We start from the raw sequence: 18,235 nt of genomic DNA on the forward strand, positions 1-18,235 counted from the left end.
CTCCCGCCTGAATCCCACTCTGGGTCTGCCCATGCTGACCTTCTACGGAACGGGAATGATTCTGGGCGCGGGAATCTACTCCATCATCGGGAAAGCCGCGGGCGAAACCGGTGAGGGACTCTGGCTCGGTTTCCTGGTCGCGGCCGTCGCGGCGCTGTTGACCGCCCTGTCCTACGCGGAGCTGTCGACGATGTTTCCCAAAGCGGGCGCGGAGTACGTTTACCTCACGCACGCCTTCCCGAGTACGCCCTGGCTGGGCGCGACGTTGGGAACGCTGATGTCTTTCGCCGGCGCCTCGACCGCGGCGGCGGTCGCCGTGGCTTTCGGCGGTTACCTGCGGGAATTCGCGGACGTTCCCGTGACCTTGATTGCGCTCGCGGTCGTCGCGTCCTTCACGCTGCTCGCCCTCGCCGGCATCCGCCAATCCGGTTGGGTCACGGCCGTCTCGACGCTGATCGAAGCCGGCGGACTCGTTTTGGTGATCGCGCTCGGCTTCATGTCGCCAACCTTCGGTGAAGCCCTGGCGGCGATTCCCCATCAAGGCCTGATGACGGGCGCGGCCTTGATCGTCTTCGCGTTCTTCGGTTTCGAAAATATCGTGAGTCTGGCCGAGGAGGCTAAACATCCCGAACGCGATCTTCCCCGCGCCATTCTATTGAGCCTGGCCATCGCGACCGTGCTTTACTTCTTCGTCGCGTTGGCCGCGGTCAGTCTGATGCCCCCGGCAAAATTGGCCGCCAGCGGCGCGCCCCTGATGGAGGCCACGCGCGCCGGATCGCCCCGCATGGCCACGATTCTCGGCGCGGTCGCGTTGTTCGCGACCGCCAACACCGCACTGATCTCGATCATCGGCGCAAGTCGCGTTTTGTACGGCATGGGTGACGCCGGGGCGATTCCCAAGATGTTCAGCTTCGTCCTCTCAAAAAGAAAAACCCCGTGGCTCGCCACGCTCGTCACCGCCGGCGCGGCGCTCGCGCTTTTGCCTTTGCGCCAACTCGAAACCATCGCGAGCGTCTCATCCTTCGCGACGCTTTCGGCATTCGCGGCGATCAACGTGGCGCTCATCCGGTTACGCTTCACCGATCACGACCGGCGGCGCCCGTTCCGCGTCCCGCTCACGATCGGGCGTTGGCCGATTCTACCGACCGCCGCCGCCGCGATGGCGGCCGCGTTACTCACGCAGCTGGAAGCCCGGGCTTTTTACGTCGGGGTGCCGCTCATGCTCGTGCTCGTGGCCTTCTTCATGCTCTACGCTCGATCAAAAAGAAATTCCTGAAGTTCAAAGGCGGTTGACCCCGCAAGCACGGGCGCGGACGATACGGTCATGAAGTTCACGTCCGCGCATCCCGGTCTGCGTCTCGCCATCATCCTACTCGTGGGCGTTCTGCTCACCTTTATCGCCGCGGACATCGCGCTCCAACCCTTACGTTACGATCGTGTTTTCAACGCCGGCGACTCTTTAACCCTCGCGAGCGGCGAGACGTTCGTGCTCGAGGCCGACGACTTGATTCAAGAGCCCGGGGAAATCGACAAGGTCCCGCGGCTCTGGCGTTTCTACGAACGCCAAGGAAAACTCCACGAAGCGCTCAGCGCGGGACGACTTCAAGTCGCGGGCGAAGATTTAACCGGACGACGCGCCTCGATCGCCGATCTGCCCCCGCTTTTCTGGGTGCACGTCTTCGTCGCGTTCGCGGGAATACTGATCTCGGGTTGGTTATGGTCTTTGAAATCGCGCGATTTAGCCGCGACCTTTTTCGCCGGCAGCGGCGCGGGGCTTTTCATTTCGGCCATCCCGGCGGGTGTTTATACGACGCGCGAACTCGCGCTTCCCGCCACGACGTTTCGGGTGCTCGAAGAACTGAACGCGATCGGCGCATCCATCTTCGGCATCAGCATGATCGGGCTCTTCTTGGTGTTCCCAAGGCGCTTGAAATCGTGGCGGCCACTTTTCATCGGCCTCAGCATCGCCTTCGCACTTTGGACTTTTCTCTTCGCGATGAAGTGGACGCCGGATTGGGCCAACGTCAATTTGATCACCTCGAGTGAAATGTTGGTCATCTGCGCGGTGATCGGCGCGCAGTTCTTCGCGACCCGGCGCGATCCCGTCGCACGCGCCTCGTTGACCTGGTTGGGGGTGTCGGTCCTTCTGGGCGCGGGTGGATTCATCGCGCTGAACTCCGTGCCGCTGGTCTTGAAGAAGACGCCGCTGAATCAAGGCTATGCGTTCATGTTCTTCGTGATCATTTACCTCGGCCTGGCTGCGGGCCTTACACGCTATCGCCTGTTCGACGTCGGACAATGGGCGTTTCGCCTTCTGTACTACGCGATCGGCGCCGCCCTCTTGATCTTGATGGACGCGGCGTTGATCTACGCCTTGGGGATGGAGCGGGTCTCGGCCTTGGGTCTGTCCCTACTGCTGATCGCCTCGTTATATCTGCCGCTACGCGATTTGATCTGGCGACGGATCGCGCGTCGCACGAACGTGGAACCCGACGTGCTTCTTGCGGATGCGATGCACGTCGCGCTGGCCGCCACCGCCGGTGAGCGCACGGACCGCTGGAACGCGGTCCTACGCAAGCTTTTCGACCCTCTCGAGCTGACGGTGAACGCGACTCCCGTCGCCGAAACGCAAGTCACCGACGACGGCCTCACTTTACTGGTGCCGCCGTTGGCCGGTTCTTCATCTTTGAAAATCGCGTACCCGATGGGGGGACGCGCCCTTTTCGATCGTGCCACGTTGAACCTGGCCCGCCAGCTCGTGCGGCTTGTGCAACAAGCCGAACTTGATCGCCAGGCCTACGATCGCGGGGTTTTGGAAGAGCGGCGGCGGGTCGCCCAAGATCTGCATGACGATGTCGGCGCGCGGCTTTTGACCGGCTTGAACACGTCCGACGAAAAGACTCGCTCGACGCTGGAAGGTGCCCTGGCCGATATCCGTTCGATCGTGAGCGGTATGTCGGGCGAAACCGTCACCTGGGAAAGACTGCTGGCGGACACTCGTTACGAATGCACGCAGCGCTTGGATTCCGCCCGATTGGAATTGCGGTGGACGGCCGAGCCGCACGCCTTCGCTTCCCGCGTGGTGCCCGAGGCCCTGCGCAAACTCGTCACCTCGGCTTTACGGGAAAGCGTCTCGAACATCGTTCGCCACGCCCAGGCCCGAAAGGTCCAAGTCACGTTCGAATTCCGTCGGGAATCGCTGCATCTTCAAATCGAAGATGACGGCCGCGGCCCCGAAGCCAAACCGGCGGGCGAGCGGGAAGGCTTCGGTCTGAAAAGTCTGGAGCGGCGGGTCCATGCGATTGGGGGCAGTTGGTCCCTGAACGCCTTGAATCCCGGCACCCGCCTGGAAATTCGCACGCCAATGCCCGTTGAATAATCGGGTCGTTTCGTTCTATGCTGATCGCAATGAACGCCCTGTGCCTGATTGTCGAAGACCAAATCGAATCGCGTAAACTTCTCGTGGATCTGGTTCGCCGGACCTTCCCCGCTCTGACCATCGAGACCGTCGGTTCAGCCCGGGATGCGTTGAGTTGGATCGCGAGTCGTGCGGCACAGCCCCAAGGCCCTTCTTTGAAACTCGCGCTCGTCGATTTGGGCCTTCCGGACGGATCGGGAGTCGATCTGATCCGTGCGCTCAGCGAGAAAGAGCCCCACGCCGTCAGCATCGTCGTCACCATTTACGATGACGACAACTATCTTTTCGATGCGCTCGCCGCCGGGGCTGGCGGTTACTTGTTAAAAGGTGGCGATCCGCAACTTCTCTCAGAAACCCTGCGCCGCCTCGACCAAGGCGAGCCGCCTTTGTCCCCCTCCATCGCGCGCCGTTTGGTCGCGCATTTCCGCACGCCCGTGGAAACTCGCGCCACCGAACCCCACACGGGCGCGGAACTCAGCCCGCGCGAACGCGAAACTTTGACGCTTTTGGGACGCGGATTGACCGTTTCGGAATCGGCGCGGGAAATGGGACTGAGCCCGCAAACCGTCGCGGGCTACGTTAAAGTCATTTACCAAAAACTCCACGTATCGAATCGCGCCGCCGCCATTCGCGTGGGTATCCGACGCGGACTCGTTTAACTTCCGAAGTGGCGGCCGTTTTCATAGTACGCGGTGCGGCCCAAGGGCAGAAAACAAACAACCACATCACCTTCCGGATGAATCGCCCGCAGGTGGCGGGTGATGAGTTCCGCCGCTTGATCTTGCATCGCCGGCCCACGATCAAACCAAAGCACTTCGCAGAAGGGATCCCCCGCGGTAGGTTTCCCCGCGGAGAATAACTTCGAAGAGATCAACTCCAAAGTGTAGTGATCCGCAGGCGTTTGCGTCAGTGACGCGAGCTCGGGGATCATCTTTTCGCTTAGGTGCTGCACTTTTTCTTCGGTCAAAAATCGAACGCGTAAATGAGGCATCGAAACAAGATTCACGATCCGCAATCCCGAGTCAAGGCGACGCAGTTGACACCCTCCCGAGAGCGATTTAACCCGGTAGGGTGATTTTTCTGCTGCGAGTCCTTTTTCTTTTAAGCCTGTCGACTCCCTCATTCGCGCAGGCGACGGACGGTTGTTCGGTTATACCGGGCTGCAAAAAACTTTACGAGGCGAAGCATGAACCTTTCGTCGCTTCGATCACGGTCCTGACCGACTACTCCGGGCAGGTTCGCCACCTGCTCAACGTCAACTACTTCGAGAACGAATCCTCCACGCTGCGTTTTTGCGCTGGCTCGAACGTCCGTGATCTTGATCTCATCATCGTCACCGGTCCGCCGGAAAAGCCCACGACTTTCCGCAGGGCGATGCTGCTCAGTTGCCCGCGCGATTTCGGCGCCCATCCGGTTCTGCGCAACAGCGCACGCTGGACGGTCGAGATGGAAGAGCATCCCGAACTCTGGGATCTGCTGTTCCCGCTGGATGTGGAGGGCGTACGACGCTTGAAACTTCAGGTCGCGGTTGTCAATTCGCGCGGTCAGTGGGACAGTCGATACGGCCTCAACTACCCTTTGGAGTTCGTGGAGCGTCCGTGAAAACTTATGTCATTTGCGACCAGTGTGGACAGACGAATAAAGTTGAAACCGAGCCGATGAAGACACCGGTGTGTGGCGCTTGCCAGACGGCGCTTCCCGTACACGGGGCACTCGTGACGGCGACGGATCGAAGTCTCGCGAAGCTCATCGCGAAATCGCCTTTACCGGTGGTGGTGGATGTCTGGGCGCCTTGGTGCGGACCCTGCCGCGCCTTCGCGCCGACGTTTGAAGAAGCCAGCCGCGAATTCGCGGGCCGCTACGTTTTCGTAAAAATCAACTCCCAGGACAATCCGCAATGGCCGTCCCAGCTGGGCGTCCGCGGAATCCCGACGTTGATCGTTTTCCGCGATGGCCAAGAGGTCACGCGCGTGGCGGGCGCGATGCCCGCCAACGACTTCACGAATTGGCTGAAGGGCGTTTAGAAACCGTCGATCGCTTGACGGACTTGCTCATCAAACTCGCTGCGGACCGCGCCGTAGTTGTAAACCAAGACTTCGACTTTTTCGAATTTCGTCGACGAGAGCTCGGTCGTACTGCCGGATTTTCCGCAAGTGCGCCCCAGAAGTTTCGAGCTGTATCCGCGGTACTCGCCGATTTCCTTGTAGGACTCGGGGCTGTAGTAAACGGTGTAGCCATCGTCCTCGAAACGGGGCGCGCGGCACTTCGCCTCGGCCGACAACTTCACGTATTCCAGTTTGGTTTCGATTTTCGTTTCGCCTTTTTCGATGACGGCAGACAACGCGTTCAACGCGAACAACGAGACGATTGCGGTGACGAGCAGTTTCATGGTCCCTCCCAGGTTTTGGAGCCTTTCTAAAAGGCGTCCGGCAAGGAAGTAAACCGGGGAATTGTCAGGATTCACCGACCCTATACTTAGGCGACCGCGTCGAAAATACCGCAAATTCACGATTTCGTAGAGCGAAGGACCTTCAGGCTGTCTTTGGCGGGGACGTATTCGAATCCCCACGACTTACAGCAGGCTTCGACGTCGCCGGGTTCGTTACGGAATTCACATTCACCGTGCGTGGTTTTGACTTTGCCGAGCGCGGTCCAGCCCTCCCAGCCTTTCGGCAAAACCGAGGGGGTACGCGGTTCTCCGGGCCAGTACATCAAACACCGTTTCGTTTGCGCATGGATCGCGATGGCCGGCGGCGTACGCGCGGCAAAGACGAAAGGCTGGAAAAGAAGAACCGAAAGAAGAAGCTTCATCAGGACCTCCGCTCAGAAGGCTAACCGAATTCGTGGCGATCCGCACGACTTGGTTTCTTCACCGTTCGCTGGCAAACTGAGAGCATGAGAAGCGTCGACCGTTCATCCTATGGACCGCCCGAAGCCCTGCGCGTTTCGGACCTGCCCGTACCGAGTCCCGGCCCCGGGGAAATTTTGGTCCGCGTTCACGTCGCCACCGTCAATCGCACCGACTGCGGAGGTCTGCGCGGCGAGCCCTACATCTTTCGCTTTTTCGCGGGATTCCCGAAACCGCGGCACCGCGCGACGGGCACGGACTTCGCGGGAGTCATCGAAAAAATCGGTGCCGACGTGGGGAACTACGCGGTTGGCGATCGCGTGTGGGGCTTCAACGATCACGGCGCGGGCACGCACGCGGAATACGCGGTGATCCCGGTGCGCTCCTCGAACGGCGCGGTTGCGAAAATTCCCGAGGGCCTCAGCTTCGAAGACGCCGTGGGCAGTATCGAAGGCGCGCATTACGCCATCAACTTCATCAACAAGGTGAAGCTGCGCCCGGGCGATAAGGTTCTGGTCAATGGCGGCACCGGCGCGATCGGCTCGGCCGCCATCCAAATTCTGAAAGCGCGCGACATTCAAGTCACCGCCGTCTGCGCCGGCCCGCACGTCGAGCGCGTCGCGAAACTCGGACCGGACCGCGTGATCGATTACACGAAGCTCGACTACACCCAAGAAGCGCTCCAGTACGATTTCGTATTCGATGCGGTCGGCAAGAACACATTCGGGACAAGCCGCCGCGTTTTGACTCCGCAAGGGATTTACATTTCGTCCGAGCTGGGACCCGGCGCCGAAAACATCTATCTAGCGCTGATCACCCCATGGCGCGCGGGTCAGAAAGTCGTCTTCCCGATCCCCACGAATATCGCGGGCAGCCTGCAGATCATGACCGAACTGCTCGTCGCGGGAAAATTTCGTCCCCTGATTGATCGCGAATATCCCATCGAAAGAATCAGCGAAGCCTTCCGCTATGTCGAAAGCGGACAAAAAATTGGTAACGTCATTTTACGGATGAGCCCCTCTTCATGAGCAAACACGTTTTCTTTTTCATTCTCGTATTCAGTTTCCTGGCGTCGCCCGCGCGCGCCGACATTCTTTTCCTGACCTTCAATCTGGCGCCGGGCGAAATCCGCGCGGTCCAACAGGCCGCGGATAAACGCAAAGAAAAACTCCACGTCCTGCCCGAGCTTTCGACTCCGCAGAAAAACCGCCTGAACGAAATCGCGAAACTCAAAACCGGTTACCTGAAGCAAACCGAAAAAACGGAAGACGACGCCAAGATCGAAGAGCTCGCCAAAAAATTGGTCGAGTTGATGGAAGAGGAAGAGGCGATCTTGAACCTCGTCACGGTGACGCCCGAGTCGCTGACCGCCTTCCTGAAGAAGTTGAACGCCAGCGGCGCGACCTTGTCGACCGTGATTCTTTCCGGTCACGACGGCAACGGAAAATTCTGGGGCGGCATCAGCGAAGCGCTCACCTCGGAGCAGATCAAAAAATCCTTCGCCGAATTCCCGCAACTGGCCGAGTCCGTCCGGTCCGTGATGCTTTTGGGATGTTACACGACGAATATCGGCTCTTTGGATACGTACTGGAAAGGCCTTTTCCCGAACGTGCGCGCGTACGCGGGTTACGAGCAAAAAGGACCGCTCGCGCACGTGGCGATCGGCCACGACTACATCAAAGCGTTTTTGGATCGCGAAAGCCAATTCGCGAAAGCGCGCACGAAGGCGGAGATGCTCGCGCTGTTCAAAAAATTGCCACAGATCAAACATCTTTTCGCGTCCATCGCGACCAGCCAATTTCACGTCAGCCACCAAGGCTCGAAGACGATCGAAGAGCTTTACGCCAGCTGCCGCGATCTTGGCGGCGAATCGCCCTTCCGGCAAAAATTCAACTGCGCCTACCAGGGCGAAAACGAGTGCGCCGAAGTTCCGAAGGACACCAAAGCCGGCCCCTTACGGAAATTCTACGAAGAGCTCCAAGCGAACGCTCACTGCCGCGAGATGTTGACCGTGGACGCGGATCACTCCCTGCCCAAGGCCGAGGTCGTTCTGTCGCTGATTTTCTTCGACAACATCCGCTCGAACTTCCTACGCAACTACCGCGCCGAACTCGAGCAATTGGATCGTTGGCTGACCGCCGCCGGGCAAGCCCCGCTGACCCTCGCGACGAAAGCGCGCACCCGTGCCGAGCTGCTGGCGGACATCCGTCGCGCGCGCGGTGCCCTGCAAACCGAGTTTCCCGCGCAAGAAGGCTTGCGTGAAGTTTTCCTGGCCCGCGTGAAGGCCGGACAACGCCTGGAAGAGATCGACAAGATCTTGCTGACCCTCGTCCCCGCCTGCGTTCCCTCGGAATGGGTGGATCCCGCGATTCCCACGCGCTCCATCTGCCTGAACGTGGACGCCAACGTCGAAAAAAGTGCCGAGAAAGCTTGGGAGAAAGCGAAAGGGGTCACGCCATGAGGATCCTTGCGTTAATGGCAGTTTCATTCGTGTTGACCGCCTGCCAGAGTCCTTCACCGGTGGCCTCGTCCACGCGAAGCCCCGCCGCGGCGCCGGGCGCGGCGTCTTGGCAAGAGCTCGTGGTCGACGACCCCGCGACCTTCCTGAACGTTCGCGAAACGCAAACCCGCATCTCCTTACTGAACTGGAAGATCCAGACGCTGAAGGACTGCGGCGTCAGTGAACGCCCTTGGACGGAGTCGCTGCTGGAGTTGGATTTGTTGTATATCCGGGCGAAAAGTTGGCCCGATGCCCGTTTCGAGAAAGAATACGGGCGGAAGATGTCGCCGCAGCAGATGCGCTGTTTGCAAACTCAAGCTTCCGCTGCCGCGGGCGTTTAGTTCACGCCCGTATATTCGCGCAGCAATCCACCGGCGAGTAACGCCGCGGACTCGTCCGAGCCCGAGTTCGCGTAGACCACGAGGCCGTACTGGCGACCGCCGACGTTGAAAACCAGGATGTGATTGCGGATGGCGACGTTGTAAGTCGCACCCGTCGCGGGATTTTCCGTCGGTCCGTCGTAGGTCCCCGTCTTCCCGCCCACGTAGATGTTCGACGGAATGTACTTCCGACCGCGCGACGAGCCCGTGCGGCAGGTGTGCATGAGCTTCCACAGGGTTTCGGCCCCAGGGAATTTGTTCGTATAGATGTCGTACAGGGTTTCAACGGTCTCGTCGGGGACGAGCTCGTTACCGTGGATTTTCCCCCAGTAGCCTTGATAACCGCGCGTCAGCGGATAGCCCATGCGCTGGGTGAAATTGTGAATACGCTCACGGCCTTTGTCGGCCGAGCCACCGCCGATCTGCGATTGCAAATTCGTCCAAGCCGTATTCGAAGACACCACGAGCATATCGGCCATCAATTGCAGTTGCGAGGCGCTCAGCTGACCGTTCTGCTGATCCAGCAGGGCCGCCGCGACGTAGATCTTCGAGCTCGAAGCGCCGAAGATCTTTTTGTCCGCCGAAAGACTGCGCGCGATCACCCGACGCGCGTCGAGATCCATGAAGGTCCACTGCACTTTGTGCGCGGGATCGGTTTGGGTCAGCCGCTTCAGGTTTTCGTATTCGGCTCTCTTGGCGGAGGTGAACGCGGTGCCCGTCCCCTTCGCGAGCGTCAGCTTCGAACCGCTGACCGAGATGCTGCCCAGGGATTTTCCCCCCGGCAAAGTCGTGAAGTTCCCGTCCATGACGGGATTGTTGCCGTTCGGCCCCGTCGGCTCTTCGACGATGGGTTCTTCGATTCCGGGCTGCTCGAGCGATTCGTTCGGGAGTTCTTCCATCACCGTCTGGATGTCGTGCCCGCAGGCCGCGAGAAAGAAGAACGTAACGATAAGGAGCGCCTTCATGGACGGGGTGGTTTTCATGTCCATGTCTTCGGAGGTCGCCCGCAAAGCCTTGAGCTGTGCGGATCTGCCGAAGACGGAATTCTCAATGACTTCTTAAGTCCTGACTTCGATTTCGACACAAAATCGAAGATTCAATCTCTTTGTGATGTCTCACAGGTTCTTAAGAAAACGCCGCTTCGCGTGGTGCCAGAAGTTTCCAGAATCGCCGGGCAAGGTCCTTGCACAATGTTCCCCGAACCCAAAACCAGAACCACTTTGATCCCAGGGGGAACCATGTTTGTTCGTTTACTAAGCACTTTCATCTTCTTGAGCGCATCCACCGCGATGGCTGCAAATCAATTGAACATTGCCATTGGCACCAGCGTCCCGATGACCGCGGACCTTTTGAGCCTGAAAAGCGGCCCCAGCCGCGCGGGAGGCGGTGAGCGCTTCATCATGAAGTTCGCCGGCACGAAGACCATCACCGGCATCAAGCTATCGGCGTTCTCGACCGCACGTAACGGGAAAGCCTTGATCCACAACGCCGTGGGCGTGAAGGGGACCACCAAAGTCGCTTTGGACGGCCTCTATAAATTCGGCGCGCCTTCGACCGGCAACCCGACCAACCACAACGGCAAAAACATGCTGACGGATTCAAGCTCGGTCGAGATCGCACCCAACGCGGAATTCTCGCAGCTTGAATTCACAATCGAAGGCTACACGAACGACGACGCTTCGGTGCTTCTGCAAGTCACTTCGACCGACGAGCTGAGCCTGGGCGATTTCCTCGTGACCCGCACCGGCCCCAAAAACGCCGAGTCCGTCGGCGGCCTGATCGATGAGTCGCGCTACGCGAAGTTCACCGCGGCGGAACTCCGCTCGATGATGGCTTCGGCGAAAACGGCGGTCGCCGCTTCGCTCGCTGGCAAAAAATTCCTGTGCACCGGTTACTCGAAACTGAACCCGGTCCGTTTGAACTATAAAGAGCGCAGCTTCAGCATGGGCGCGAACGGCCAGCTGCAATCGGAAAGCGATCTCGAAGGCGGCGCTCAGCTGTGGACTTCGACACAAGTGGGACTGGTCCGTAAGATCGAGAACGTCAATGGCTGCGGGAACTTCACCTCGTACCAAATCATCCGCAGCGTCGGTTCGGGCAGCACCATCTCGGAAATCGTCACCGATCACGAAGCTTACGTGAAACTTTGCGTGGGCGCGGGTTACGACGAAAATGCGGTTCGCACCGTTGAGGCCAACTCCACTTATCCGTCGGCGGTCAATTCGAAGTACAGCGTTGGTGCTTACGAATTTTGCCAGGCTCAATAACGGACTGACGTCTACGGAATGGGGAATCACATGAAATTCATTTTCGGACTTTTAGCGGTCCTGATAACGATGTCCGCGCAAGCGAGCGTCAGGGTTTCGGACGGAACCGTCACGATCAACGTCAGCGGCGGCGACGCCAACCAATGGGGCGGCAGCGGTTCGTCGGCGGGCGACGTCGACGTGATGTTGTCCTACGCCGATGCGGCGAAAACTCTCGTGAACATCACGGGCACCACCACGCAATACGGAAAAACCCAGAACATCTCGCAGCAGATCGCGCTCAAAGATCTGAAGGCGATCCAGATCTGGGCCGTCGGCGGAAGCGGCGCGAACGGCTACTCGGGCTCTTCGGGTTCCAGCGGCTGGAGCGGGTCTTCGGGTTCCGACGGCTGGAGCGGATCCGACGGCTGCCCTCCGAGCGATGGACGCGACGGCAGCGACGGAAGCGACGGCACCAATGGCGGTGACGGCGGGAACGGCGGCGATGGCGGAAACGGCGGTCGCGGTGGACGCATCGTCATCAGCACCTCGCCCGAACAAAACGAGCTTATGCTTTTCGTGAAGACGAGCACCGGCGGCGGCTCGGGGGGCGCGGGCGGCTACGGCGGTAGCGGCGGTTCGGGCGGCAGTGGGGGCTCCGGCGGTCGCGGTGGACGCGGCGGTCGCAACACCTGCGTCGACAAAGAAGGTAAACCCGTCTGGGGTCCCGATGGACGCGATGGTCGTGACGGCAATCGCGGACGCGATGGCTCGAACGGCTCGAGCGGTTACGCGGGTCGCGACGGTTACAGCGGCCGTTCGGGTTCACGCACGTTTAACTTGGTTTCCGCTTCGGGAACTCAGTCGTACACGGCGCTCTTCGATCTGGACGTGACCGCGGTCACTTTCCTGGACGACAACGCGAACATGGTTCTGGAACCGGGCGAGCGTCTGTACCTGACCTCGCTGCAGGTCACGAACAAAGGACCGATGCCTTCTCCTGCGGGACAGAAGATCCAATACACGTTCACGCCTTCGTCGACGCTTTTGACGCCGGCCGAGCTGACCGTGGCGCTGGATCCGATCGGTCCCGGCGCAAGCGGCGTCACCCTGATCAAAAAGGGCGCGCTGACGTTGCAAGTTCCCGATCAGGACTCTTTGATCGGCAAAAAAGCGGTGGCTTCGGGAAGCCTGCGTATCAACGGCGTCGCGATCAACGCTTCGCTCGATACCGGCATGGCGATCGGTTGGCCCGTTTCGGTCAGCAATGCGACCGCGAAAGGTTCCACCTCGTTTGAGGCGACGAAGGCTTTGAGCTTCACGCTGAAAAACGTGGGTGAAAAAGCCGTGGGTCCGCAAGGCTTGCCCATGAACGTCGCGATCAGCTGGAGTTCGAAGGCGATTCCGGGTTCGGACGTCTACCTGACCTTGGCGAACGGTCAGAAGGTGTCGCTCGAAAAACCGGTCTACATCTCGAACCTGACCATCCCCGCGAAGGGCACGACGGCACTGGCGATGAATCTATTGATTCGTAACCGGAAGCTTTTGAACAACGGGAACGGCAACCTGCGTGTCAGCTTGCGCCTGCCCGAACGCTATTCGGGAAGCGAGAACGTCGTGCAGACTCTGGATCTGCCGTTGTACGTCGATTCGGATACCAAGGCCCTCGAGTGGAATCAGCTCGTGAAGCTGAACGGCACGCGCGTGCAGTGCCAGTTCCCGTCGCTGGAAGGTCCCACGCAAGAGATCGCGTTCGTGCAGGTCGCGAAGGCGGCGGGCTCGGATAAAGTCGAAGTGCGCCTGGGCGTCCCCGGCTCGACCGAGTCGGCGAACTCGCCGGTGATCACGATCTCGAGCTCGCGGATCCTACCCTACTACATGGCCTTCACCGAGTCGTGGACTCCGGCCACCGTGGTCGACTTCCTGAACAAGCTGGTCGCGCCGAACACGCCCCGCGGTCCGTGGTCCTTCAAGGGCTGCGAAGTGCGGGCGGTCGCACCGACACCGGTTCCGGTTCCGTAAACCTCCGCTTCCCATCGCCCTTGGAGATCCCTCTCCAAGGGCGACACCGCATGTTTCCTGCTGATATCTTGGAGCCTGCGTAGGGTTCTCTCCGGCTTGACAGCGGAACGCGCCGAGGCCAACTTGAAGCATGCCCGTACCGCAAAGCAAAGACGAGCTTCTCCGGGAGATCGACAAAAACTTCTCGCTTCTTTCGCGCAAGCTCGACGACGTCGACGACTCGCGAGCATTCGAAAATCCTTGAGGGTCACGCCCGCGGCACGCGGATGAGCGTCGCCGATCTGGTTTCGTATCTTCTGGGCTGGGGCGAACTTGTACTGCATTGGCACGAGCAGGAAGCGCGCGGGGAAGAGATCACGTTTCCCGCCGCGGGTTTCAAATGGAACGAGCTCGGGCGGCTCGCGCAGAAATTCTACCGTGACTACGAACACGTCAAATCCTTCCCGACACTGAAGGACCGCCTTCATGAGAATAATCTTCAGCTCATGTTTCTGGTCGAAAGCTTCCGCGACGAGGACCTTTACGGCCGCAGCTGGTACGGCAAATGGACCCGCGGCCGCATGATTCAATTCAACACATCTTCGCCTTACCGGAACGCGGGCAACCGTTTGAACAAGCTGCGCCGGTCATAAAGCGATTTGGCTTGCGCCGACCTGCGGGCGCGACGAATCTTCTGGAATGCAAAAAATCGAAAAAGAGCTGCGTTTTCTGAAGATTTACACGCTCGTCGCGACCGGCGTTTGTGCCGTGCTCTTCGGACTTCTTTTCCGAAACGGCGGCGCACGCACCTTCGAAGAGATCAACGTGGAGCGAATCAACGTCATCGAAAAAGACGGCCGACTGCGGATGGTCCTCGCGAACAAGGTCCGTCAACATCCGGGCATCATCGACGGCGTCACTTACGAAGAGCGGCGGGGCCAGCGTCCCCCGGGCCTGATGTTCTTCAATGAACGGGGCGATGAACTCGGCGGACTCGTGTTTGACGGCAACGACGGTATGGGCCAGGGCGGTTCACTCACCTTCGATAAATTCCGCGGCGATCAGACGATCCAAATCGTGCACGAGGAAAGGCCCGACGGGACGTATTTCTCGGGGATTAAAATGAACGACCAGAACATGCCGCTCAACGAGCTGATCGCGAGACAAAAGGACATCGCGAAGCTCGAGACCCAAGAAGCGCAAGATGCGGCTTGGCAGTCATTGCGCGATCAAGGTCTGCTCATGGCGGAACGCGTGCGTATCGGCAAGGACCGGGAAAAATCGGCGCTCATCCAGCTCAAAGACGCCCAAGGGAAAGTGCGTATCGAAGTGAAGGTCGAAGCCGACGGCCACCCCCGGATGGAATTTCTGGATGAAAAAGGCAAGGTCACGCACCGTCTTCCGCCGACGGCGAAGTGAGACGTGAGGTTAAGGGGTCGCGGGCGGAGCCAGCTTTTGATAAAGCTTCAGACCGATCCAAGCATCCGTGGCCGCGTACAGAATCTGCTTCTCGGTCAGTTCTTGCGCTTCCCAGTTGGTGGTTTTTGGACCTTTGGTGATCGTGCCCTGCAAAACTTCTTCGGTCATACCTTTCAGGCCCATATTCTTCAGATTCTTGGCTTTCGCCACGGCTTGTAGCTCAACGAAGCCGTGCTGATCGAACTGAAATCGCTTTTGCAACTGCTTGAGGTCATCGCGAATCGCCGCGCCCACCTTCACGACCGCGGGATTTTCGAAGATCTCTTTGATCACCGCGAAGTTTTTGATGTGTTTCAGTCGAATGATGTAGGCGTCCGTCTCTGTCGCTAATTGCAATAAAGCGACGGGATAGGACTCGCCCTTTCTGAACGCGGGCCGGGTCTCGGTATCGAAGCCCAGCTCCGTGCAGGATTGAAGTTCCGCCGCAACCGCCTGCAGCTCTTGATCCGTGTCGATGAGGTGAATTTTTCCGGGAAAAGATAAAAACATAGTTGTAGGCAATATATAGGAGTTCTTGAAAGGGATGGCCAGTGACTAACGGACACCCTTGCCAATTTTCAACGCCAATGGCCTACGCCCCTGGGCCGCCAGGGTTTTATTGATCTTCTCAAGGACGCCTTTGGCGTTGGCGGCGTGGCTGCACACCGGAAACGGATGCCACTTTCCCTCCGACACTTCCTCTTCGACAAAAAGATGGGTTCCCCGAAAAAGTGGATCGCGGGCCGCGGAGAGTCTTAAGGACCCATCCAAACTGATTTCCGCGTTGGCGGATACGTCGCGATGGGCTCGCCCCGTGAGCGCGATGGAGCTGAGATTTCGAACTGAAAGTTTGTCGACTTGAACGATGACGACAGAGGGAAGCCACGACGCGACGGAAAAATAGAGGCAGACCGCGGAAACGAGAAAGATCAACACCGTCGCCAAGGCAGTCTGAACACTCAATTCAGATGACAGTTTCGAGGCGCTGGAAACCGCCATGATCAGCATTAAAAATCCGACGAGAAGCCCCGGTAAATTCAAAATGAGCAACCGGAGGGGGAGTCGCTTCCAGATCCAAATTCGCTTCGCGGCCGAGTTCATCCCGAAAAGATATGGCAGGAGGTGGGATCGGTCATCAACCTAATGTTTTCGAAAAGAACGTCTTCACTCATTCCGTAATCGGATTTGCGAATCACGAACCCTGAACTCATCTCGGAGAGACGCATTCACGAAGTGACCCGTTCGCGAAATTTTGATATCGCTGGCGACGGAGGACCTCGTGGCGACTGAAGACAGAATTCGCGAGATGGTCGATCGAGAGACCAGAGCGTGGGACGAAAAGAATACGGAAAAGTTAATTTCGGTTTTTCATCCAGACATGGTCTGGCCGTGGCCGCCGACCCAAGCCCAACATGACCCGATCGACTGGGTGCTTGTTCAAGGAAAGTTCAGCGCTTCCCGCTGGGGCAAGACGTGGCAAGAGCTTTTCGATACGTACGATCTTATTCATAACATCCGGACGACCCAAAAGGTCGTCGTCTCCAAAGAAGAAGACGGCGCCTTCGCGGTTGTCGACATCGACACGCTTTGGAAACACAGACAGACCGGCAAAGAAATGAATTGGAAGGGACGAACCTGCAAGACCTACACACGGACCGAAGAGGGATGGAAGATGATCCATCAGGTCGGAGTTCTCGACTACTCCAAAGTCGGTCGATGACTCGACTTCTTCAGGTGAAGAAGAAATTGGCGAAACTTAAAATTTATAACTGGCTGCCTGCAATTATCCGCCTCGTCAGGCGGAATATTTCAGCTTGTTTGTTTCGGAACAGAAATCGTAAGCGCGACAGTTCCTTTAGCTAAATTGCGCTTCTCTACTAACTCGAACTTGTTAGCCTGAAGCTCCTGATCGTAACCGTTTGATATGCAATCGGCCACGGTAGGCGGTTCAAGCTTCATAAGAAGGCTTCGCCATAATCTTGAAAAGCCTTTTTCCTCGGGAACCGCGTGGTCAACAATAAGAACTTTCCCCCCGGGAGCGAGCAGCGGATAAATCTGCGCAAAAACCTTCAGGCGAAGCTCGTAAGGAAGCTCATGTAAAACAAATGCGAAAAGTATAACGTCAAACTGGCCTTCCAAAGATAACCAAGCGAGGTTTTGTTTTAGAAAATTCGCATTGAGCGACCGCTTCCTTGCTCGATTTAGCATGGTCTCTGAGCCATCAATGGCCGTAACCACCGCGCCGCGCTTTTCAAGTAGCTCTGTTATAGCGCCGGTACCGCATCCGAGTTCAAGAACTCGCGCGCCAGGTTTGATGTCAGCTATCTCAAGTGCTTGCGAGCGGATGGATTTAATTCCCCCAAAAGGGAGGAACATCGCTGCAATAACAGTATCGAAGGCATAGGGCATGAAGGCGCGATTATAAGATTGTATCGTATCGCTCACGAGAGCTCCTTTTTTCGGAGTTATGAACTTGTATACAATTGTAAATGGCGAGTAGCGCGCTTCAAATGACACCCCAAAATCCCCTTTCACCGGCGGTTTCGGATGTCTTTTTCCCGTCGAACTTCTCGCCAAGCGGGCGCACGCCGTCACCGTGTTATCACACCGTATGACACCTTATCAGGGTGTGATAACTCAAAAAAGTTTTACTCCAAATCTACTTTAGGCCGCAACGGCCCGACCGTCCGCAGCACGAGCGACCGCTTGCCTGTAAAAGTCATGGGTGAAGGCGCGTCCGAAAAGAAAGCATCAACCGCAGTACCGCCTCCGGGTCGCGAACGACCCGTCGGTCTTGTTTCAACGCGAAGACTTCCTCCGGCTTTGGCAGACGCTCAACGCTGTCCGCGAAGCAAAAAAGGGAGGCGGCGATGAGACCTAAGCTCGCGCCTTATTTCCGCGTCTCCGGCAAGCAGCAAGAAGCCGAAAATACGATCATCCGGCAGACCATCGCCTTTGAATCCAGGTGGCCTCACCTCGCCGAAGAATTCGACCTCTTTACGCGTATCCCCGGCGGGGCCGCACTGGCAGAGCACTACTTCCTCGATGAGGCGTATAACCTCGAGGCCTGGGACGAGCAAGGACTTCCACCGGCTGATGTCGCTGGCGAAGTCCGGCGACATCGACGCCATTTACGTTGACCATCCGGACCGCCTTTTGCGCTCCCGTTCGCGCAAGCTTCGCGGTCGCATTCTCGACGTGCTTTCGGAATTCGATGTCCGAATCATCACGTAGACCGGCGAATTCGACCCCTCCTCGATGATCGCCGAAATCTCATCGGCCCTCGGAACCGAGGATAAACGCGCAATGCTTCGCAAGTGCCATAACGCTAAAATCTCTCGCCTCAAGGACGAGGGACGCCCGCCGATTGGGTGCCGTCCGTTT

Annotated in this window: 20 protein-coding genes and 1 pseudogene; 14 read left to right on the forward strand and 7 right to left on the reverse strand. The window is 58.4% G+C overall.

Going from position 1 to position 18,235, the window contains the following annotated elements; translation table 11 throughout:
• Positions 1–7 precede the first annotated feature (7 nt).
• The 3 genes from KF767_02995 to KF767_03005 are packed head-to-tail and all read left to right on the forward strand — an operon-like array spanning position 8 to position 4,077.
• Positions 8–1,276 (forward strand): amino acid permease, encoded by a 1,269-nt coding sequence (locus KF767_02995; protein ID MBX3016832.1) that lies wholly within the window; start codon positions 8–10, stop codon positions 1,274–1,276.
• Between the two features lie 48 nt (positions 1,277–1,324).
• On the forward strand, positions 1,325–3,379 hold the full coding sequence (locus KF767_03000; GenBank protein MBX3016833.1) for a hypothetical protein: 2,055 nt from the start codon (positions 1,325–1,327) through the stop codon (positions 3,377–3,379).
• A 17-nt stretch (positions 3,380–3,396) separates the two neighbouring features.
• Positions 3,397–4,077: a response regulator transcription factor gene (locus tag KF767_03005; GenBank protein MBX3016834.1), complete on the forward strand. Its 681-nt coding sequence runs from the start codon at positions 3,397–3,399 to the stop codon at positions 4,075–4,077.
• Here the strand turns inward: KF767_03005 and KF767_03010 are convergent.
• The gene (locus KF767_03010) at positions 4,074–4,409 is read right to left on the reverse strand and encodes a DUF1904 domain-containing protein (protein ID MBX3016835.1); all 336 of its coding nucleotides are present in this window, start codon (positions 4,407–4,409) and stop codon (positions 4,074–4,076) included. The genes KF767_03005 and KF767_03010 overlap by 4 nt on opposite strands.
• Before the next feature lie 80 nt (positions 4,410–4,489).
• Between KF767_03010 and KF767_03015 the strand changes: the two genes are divergently transcribed.
• Positions 4,490–5,020, forward strand: coding sequence for a hypothetical protein (locus KF767_03015; GenBank protein MBX3016836.1), 531 nt, complete (start codon positions 4,490–4,492; stop codon positions 5,018–5,020).
• Positions 5,017–5,442 carry a thioredoxin TrxC gene (gene trxC, locus KF767_03020; protein ID MBX3016837.1) on the forward strand — a complete coding sequence of 142 codons (426 nt, stop codon included), beginning with the start codon at positions 5,017–5,019 and terminating at the stop codon, positions 5,440–5,442. Before KF767_03015 ends, trxC begins: the two co-directional genes overlap by 4 nt.
• Here the strand turns inward: trxC and KF767_03025 are convergent.
• Together KF767_03025 and KF767_03030 are read right to left on the reverse strand one after the other, a co-directional pair.
• Positions 5,439–5,807: a hypothetical protein gene (locus KF767_03025; GenBank protein ID MBX3016838.1), complete on the reverse strand. Its 369-nt coding sequence runs from the start codon at positions 5,805–5,807 to the stop codon at positions 5,439–5,441. The two genes, trxC and KF767_03025, sit on opposite strands and share 4 nt — an antisense overlap.
• Before the next feature lie 116 nt (positions 5,808–5,923).
• Positions 5,924–6,229, reverse strand: a complete 306-nt coding sequence (locus tag KF767_03030) for a hypothetical protein (GenBank protein ID MBX3016839.1) — start codon at positions 6,227–6,229, stop codon at positions 5,924–5,926.
• Positions 6,230–6,313: 84 nt separating this feature from the next.
• Here KF767_03030 and KF767_03035 point away from each other — a divergent pair, with 84 nt between their 5' ends.
• The 3 genes from KF767_03035 to KF767_03045 are packed head-to-tail and all read left to right on the forward strand — an operon-like array spanning position 6,314 to position 9,107.
• Positions 6,314–7,294 carry an NAD(P)-dependent alcohol dehydrogenase gene (locus KF767_03035; protein MBX3016840.1) on the forward strand — a complete coding sequence of 327 codons (981 nt, stop codon included), beginning with the start codon at positions 6,314–6,316 and terminating at the stop codon, positions 7,292–7,294.
• The gene (locus tag KF767_03040) at positions 7,291–8,727 is read left to right on the forward strand and encodes a hypothetical protein (GenBank protein MBX3016841.1); all 1,437 of its coding nucleotides are present in this window, start codon (positions 7,291–7,293) and stop codon (positions 8,725–8,727) included. Before KF767_03035 ends, KF767_03040 begins: the two co-directional genes overlap by 4 nt.
• 14 nt (positions 8,728–8,741) lie before the next feature.
• Positions 8,742–9,107: a hypothetical protein gene (locus tag KF767_03045; protein MBX3016842.1), complete on the forward strand. Its 366-nt coding sequence runs from the start codon at positions 8,742–8,744 to the stop codon at positions 9,105–9,107.
• Here KF767_03045 and KF767_03050 read toward each other — a convergent pair.
• On the reverse strand, positions 9,104–10,129 hold the full coding sequence (locus KF767_03050) for a serine hydrolase (protein MBX3016843.1): 1,026 nt from the start codon (positions 10,127–10,129) through the stop codon (positions 9,104–9,106). The two genes, KF767_03045 and KF767_03050, sit on opposite strands and share 4 nt — an antisense overlap.
• A gap of 255 nt (positions 10,130–10,384) precedes the next feature.
• Between KF767_03050 and KF767_03055 the strand changes: the two genes are divergently transcribed.
• The 4 genes and pseudogenes from KF767_03055 to KF767_03070 all read left to right on the forward strand — a co-directional run bounded on the left by KF767_03055 (position 10,385) and on the right by KF767_03070 (position 14,812).
• On the forward strand, positions 10,385–11,413 hold the full coding sequence (locus KF767_03055) for a hypothetical protein (GenBank protein MBX3016844.1): 1,029 nt from the start codon (positions 10,385–10,387) through the stop codon (positions 11,411–11,413).
• Positions 11,414–11,443: 30 nt separating this feature from the next.
• Entirely contained in the window at positions 11,444–13,414 is a 1,971-nt protein-coding gene (locus tag KF767_03060; GenBank protein ID MBX3016845.1) for a hypothetical protein, read from the forward strand.
• Between the two features lie 130 nt (positions 13,415–13,544).
• A pseudogene (locus tag KF767_03065) lies at positions 13,545–14,046 on the forward strand (ClbS/DfsB family four-helix bundle protein).
• Between the two features lie 46 nt (positions 14,047–14,092).
• The gene (locus KF767_03070) at positions 14,093–14,812 is read left to right on the forward strand and encodes a hypothetical protein (protein ID MBX3016846.1); all 720 of its coding nucleotides are present in this window, start codon (positions 14,093–14,095) and stop codon (positions 14,810–14,812) included.
• 9 nt (positions 14,813–14,821) lie between these two features.
• On the opposite strand, the gene KF767_03075 is transcribed toward KF767_03070, so the two are convergent.
• On the reverse strand, positions 14,822–15,361 hold the full coding sequence (locus KF767_03075; GenBank protein ID MBX3016847.1) for a 3'-5' exonuclease domain-containing protein 2: 540 nt from the start codon (positions 15,359–15,361) through the stop codon (positions 14,822–14,824).
• A gap of 45 nt (positions 15,362–15,406) precedes the next feature.
• Entirely contained in the window at positions 15,407–15,952 is a 546-nt protein-coding gene (locus KF767_03080; protein ID MBX3016848.1) for a hypothetical protein, read from the reverse strand.
• Between the two features lie 178 nt (positions 15,953–16,130).
• Between KF767_03080 and KF767_03085 the strand changes: the two genes are divergently transcribed.
• Positions 16,131–16,571, forward strand: a complete 441-nt coding sequence (locus KF767_03085) for a nuclear transport factor 2 family protein (protein MBX3016849.1) — start codon at positions 16,131–16,133, stop codon at positions 16,569–16,571.
• Between the two features lie 89 nt (positions 16,572–16,660).
• Here the strand turns inward: KF767_03085 and KF767_03090 are convergent, their stop codons facing one another.
• Positions 16,661–17,296 (reverse strand): methyltransferase domain-containing protein, encoded by a 636-nt coding sequence (locus KF767_03090; GenBank protein ID MBX3016850.1) that lies wholly within the window; start codon positions 17,294–17,296, stop codon positions 16,661–16,663.
• A 425-nt stretch (positions 17,297–17,721) separates the two neighbouring features.
• Here KF767_03090 and KF767_03095 point away from each other — a divergent pair, with 425 nt between their 5' ends.
• On the forward strand, positions 17,722–17,991 hold the full coding sequence (locus KF767_03095; protein MBX3016851.1) for a hypothetical protein: 270 nt from the start codon (positions 17,722–17,724) through the stop codon (positions 17,989–17,991).
• Positions 17,992–18,235 lie beyond the last annotated feature (244 nt).

The organism is Pseudobdellovibrionaceae bacterium (assembly GCA_019637875.1).
Lineage (GTDB): Bacteria > Bdellovibrionota > Bdellovibrionia > Bdellovibrionales > Bdellovibrionaceae > JAHBUW01.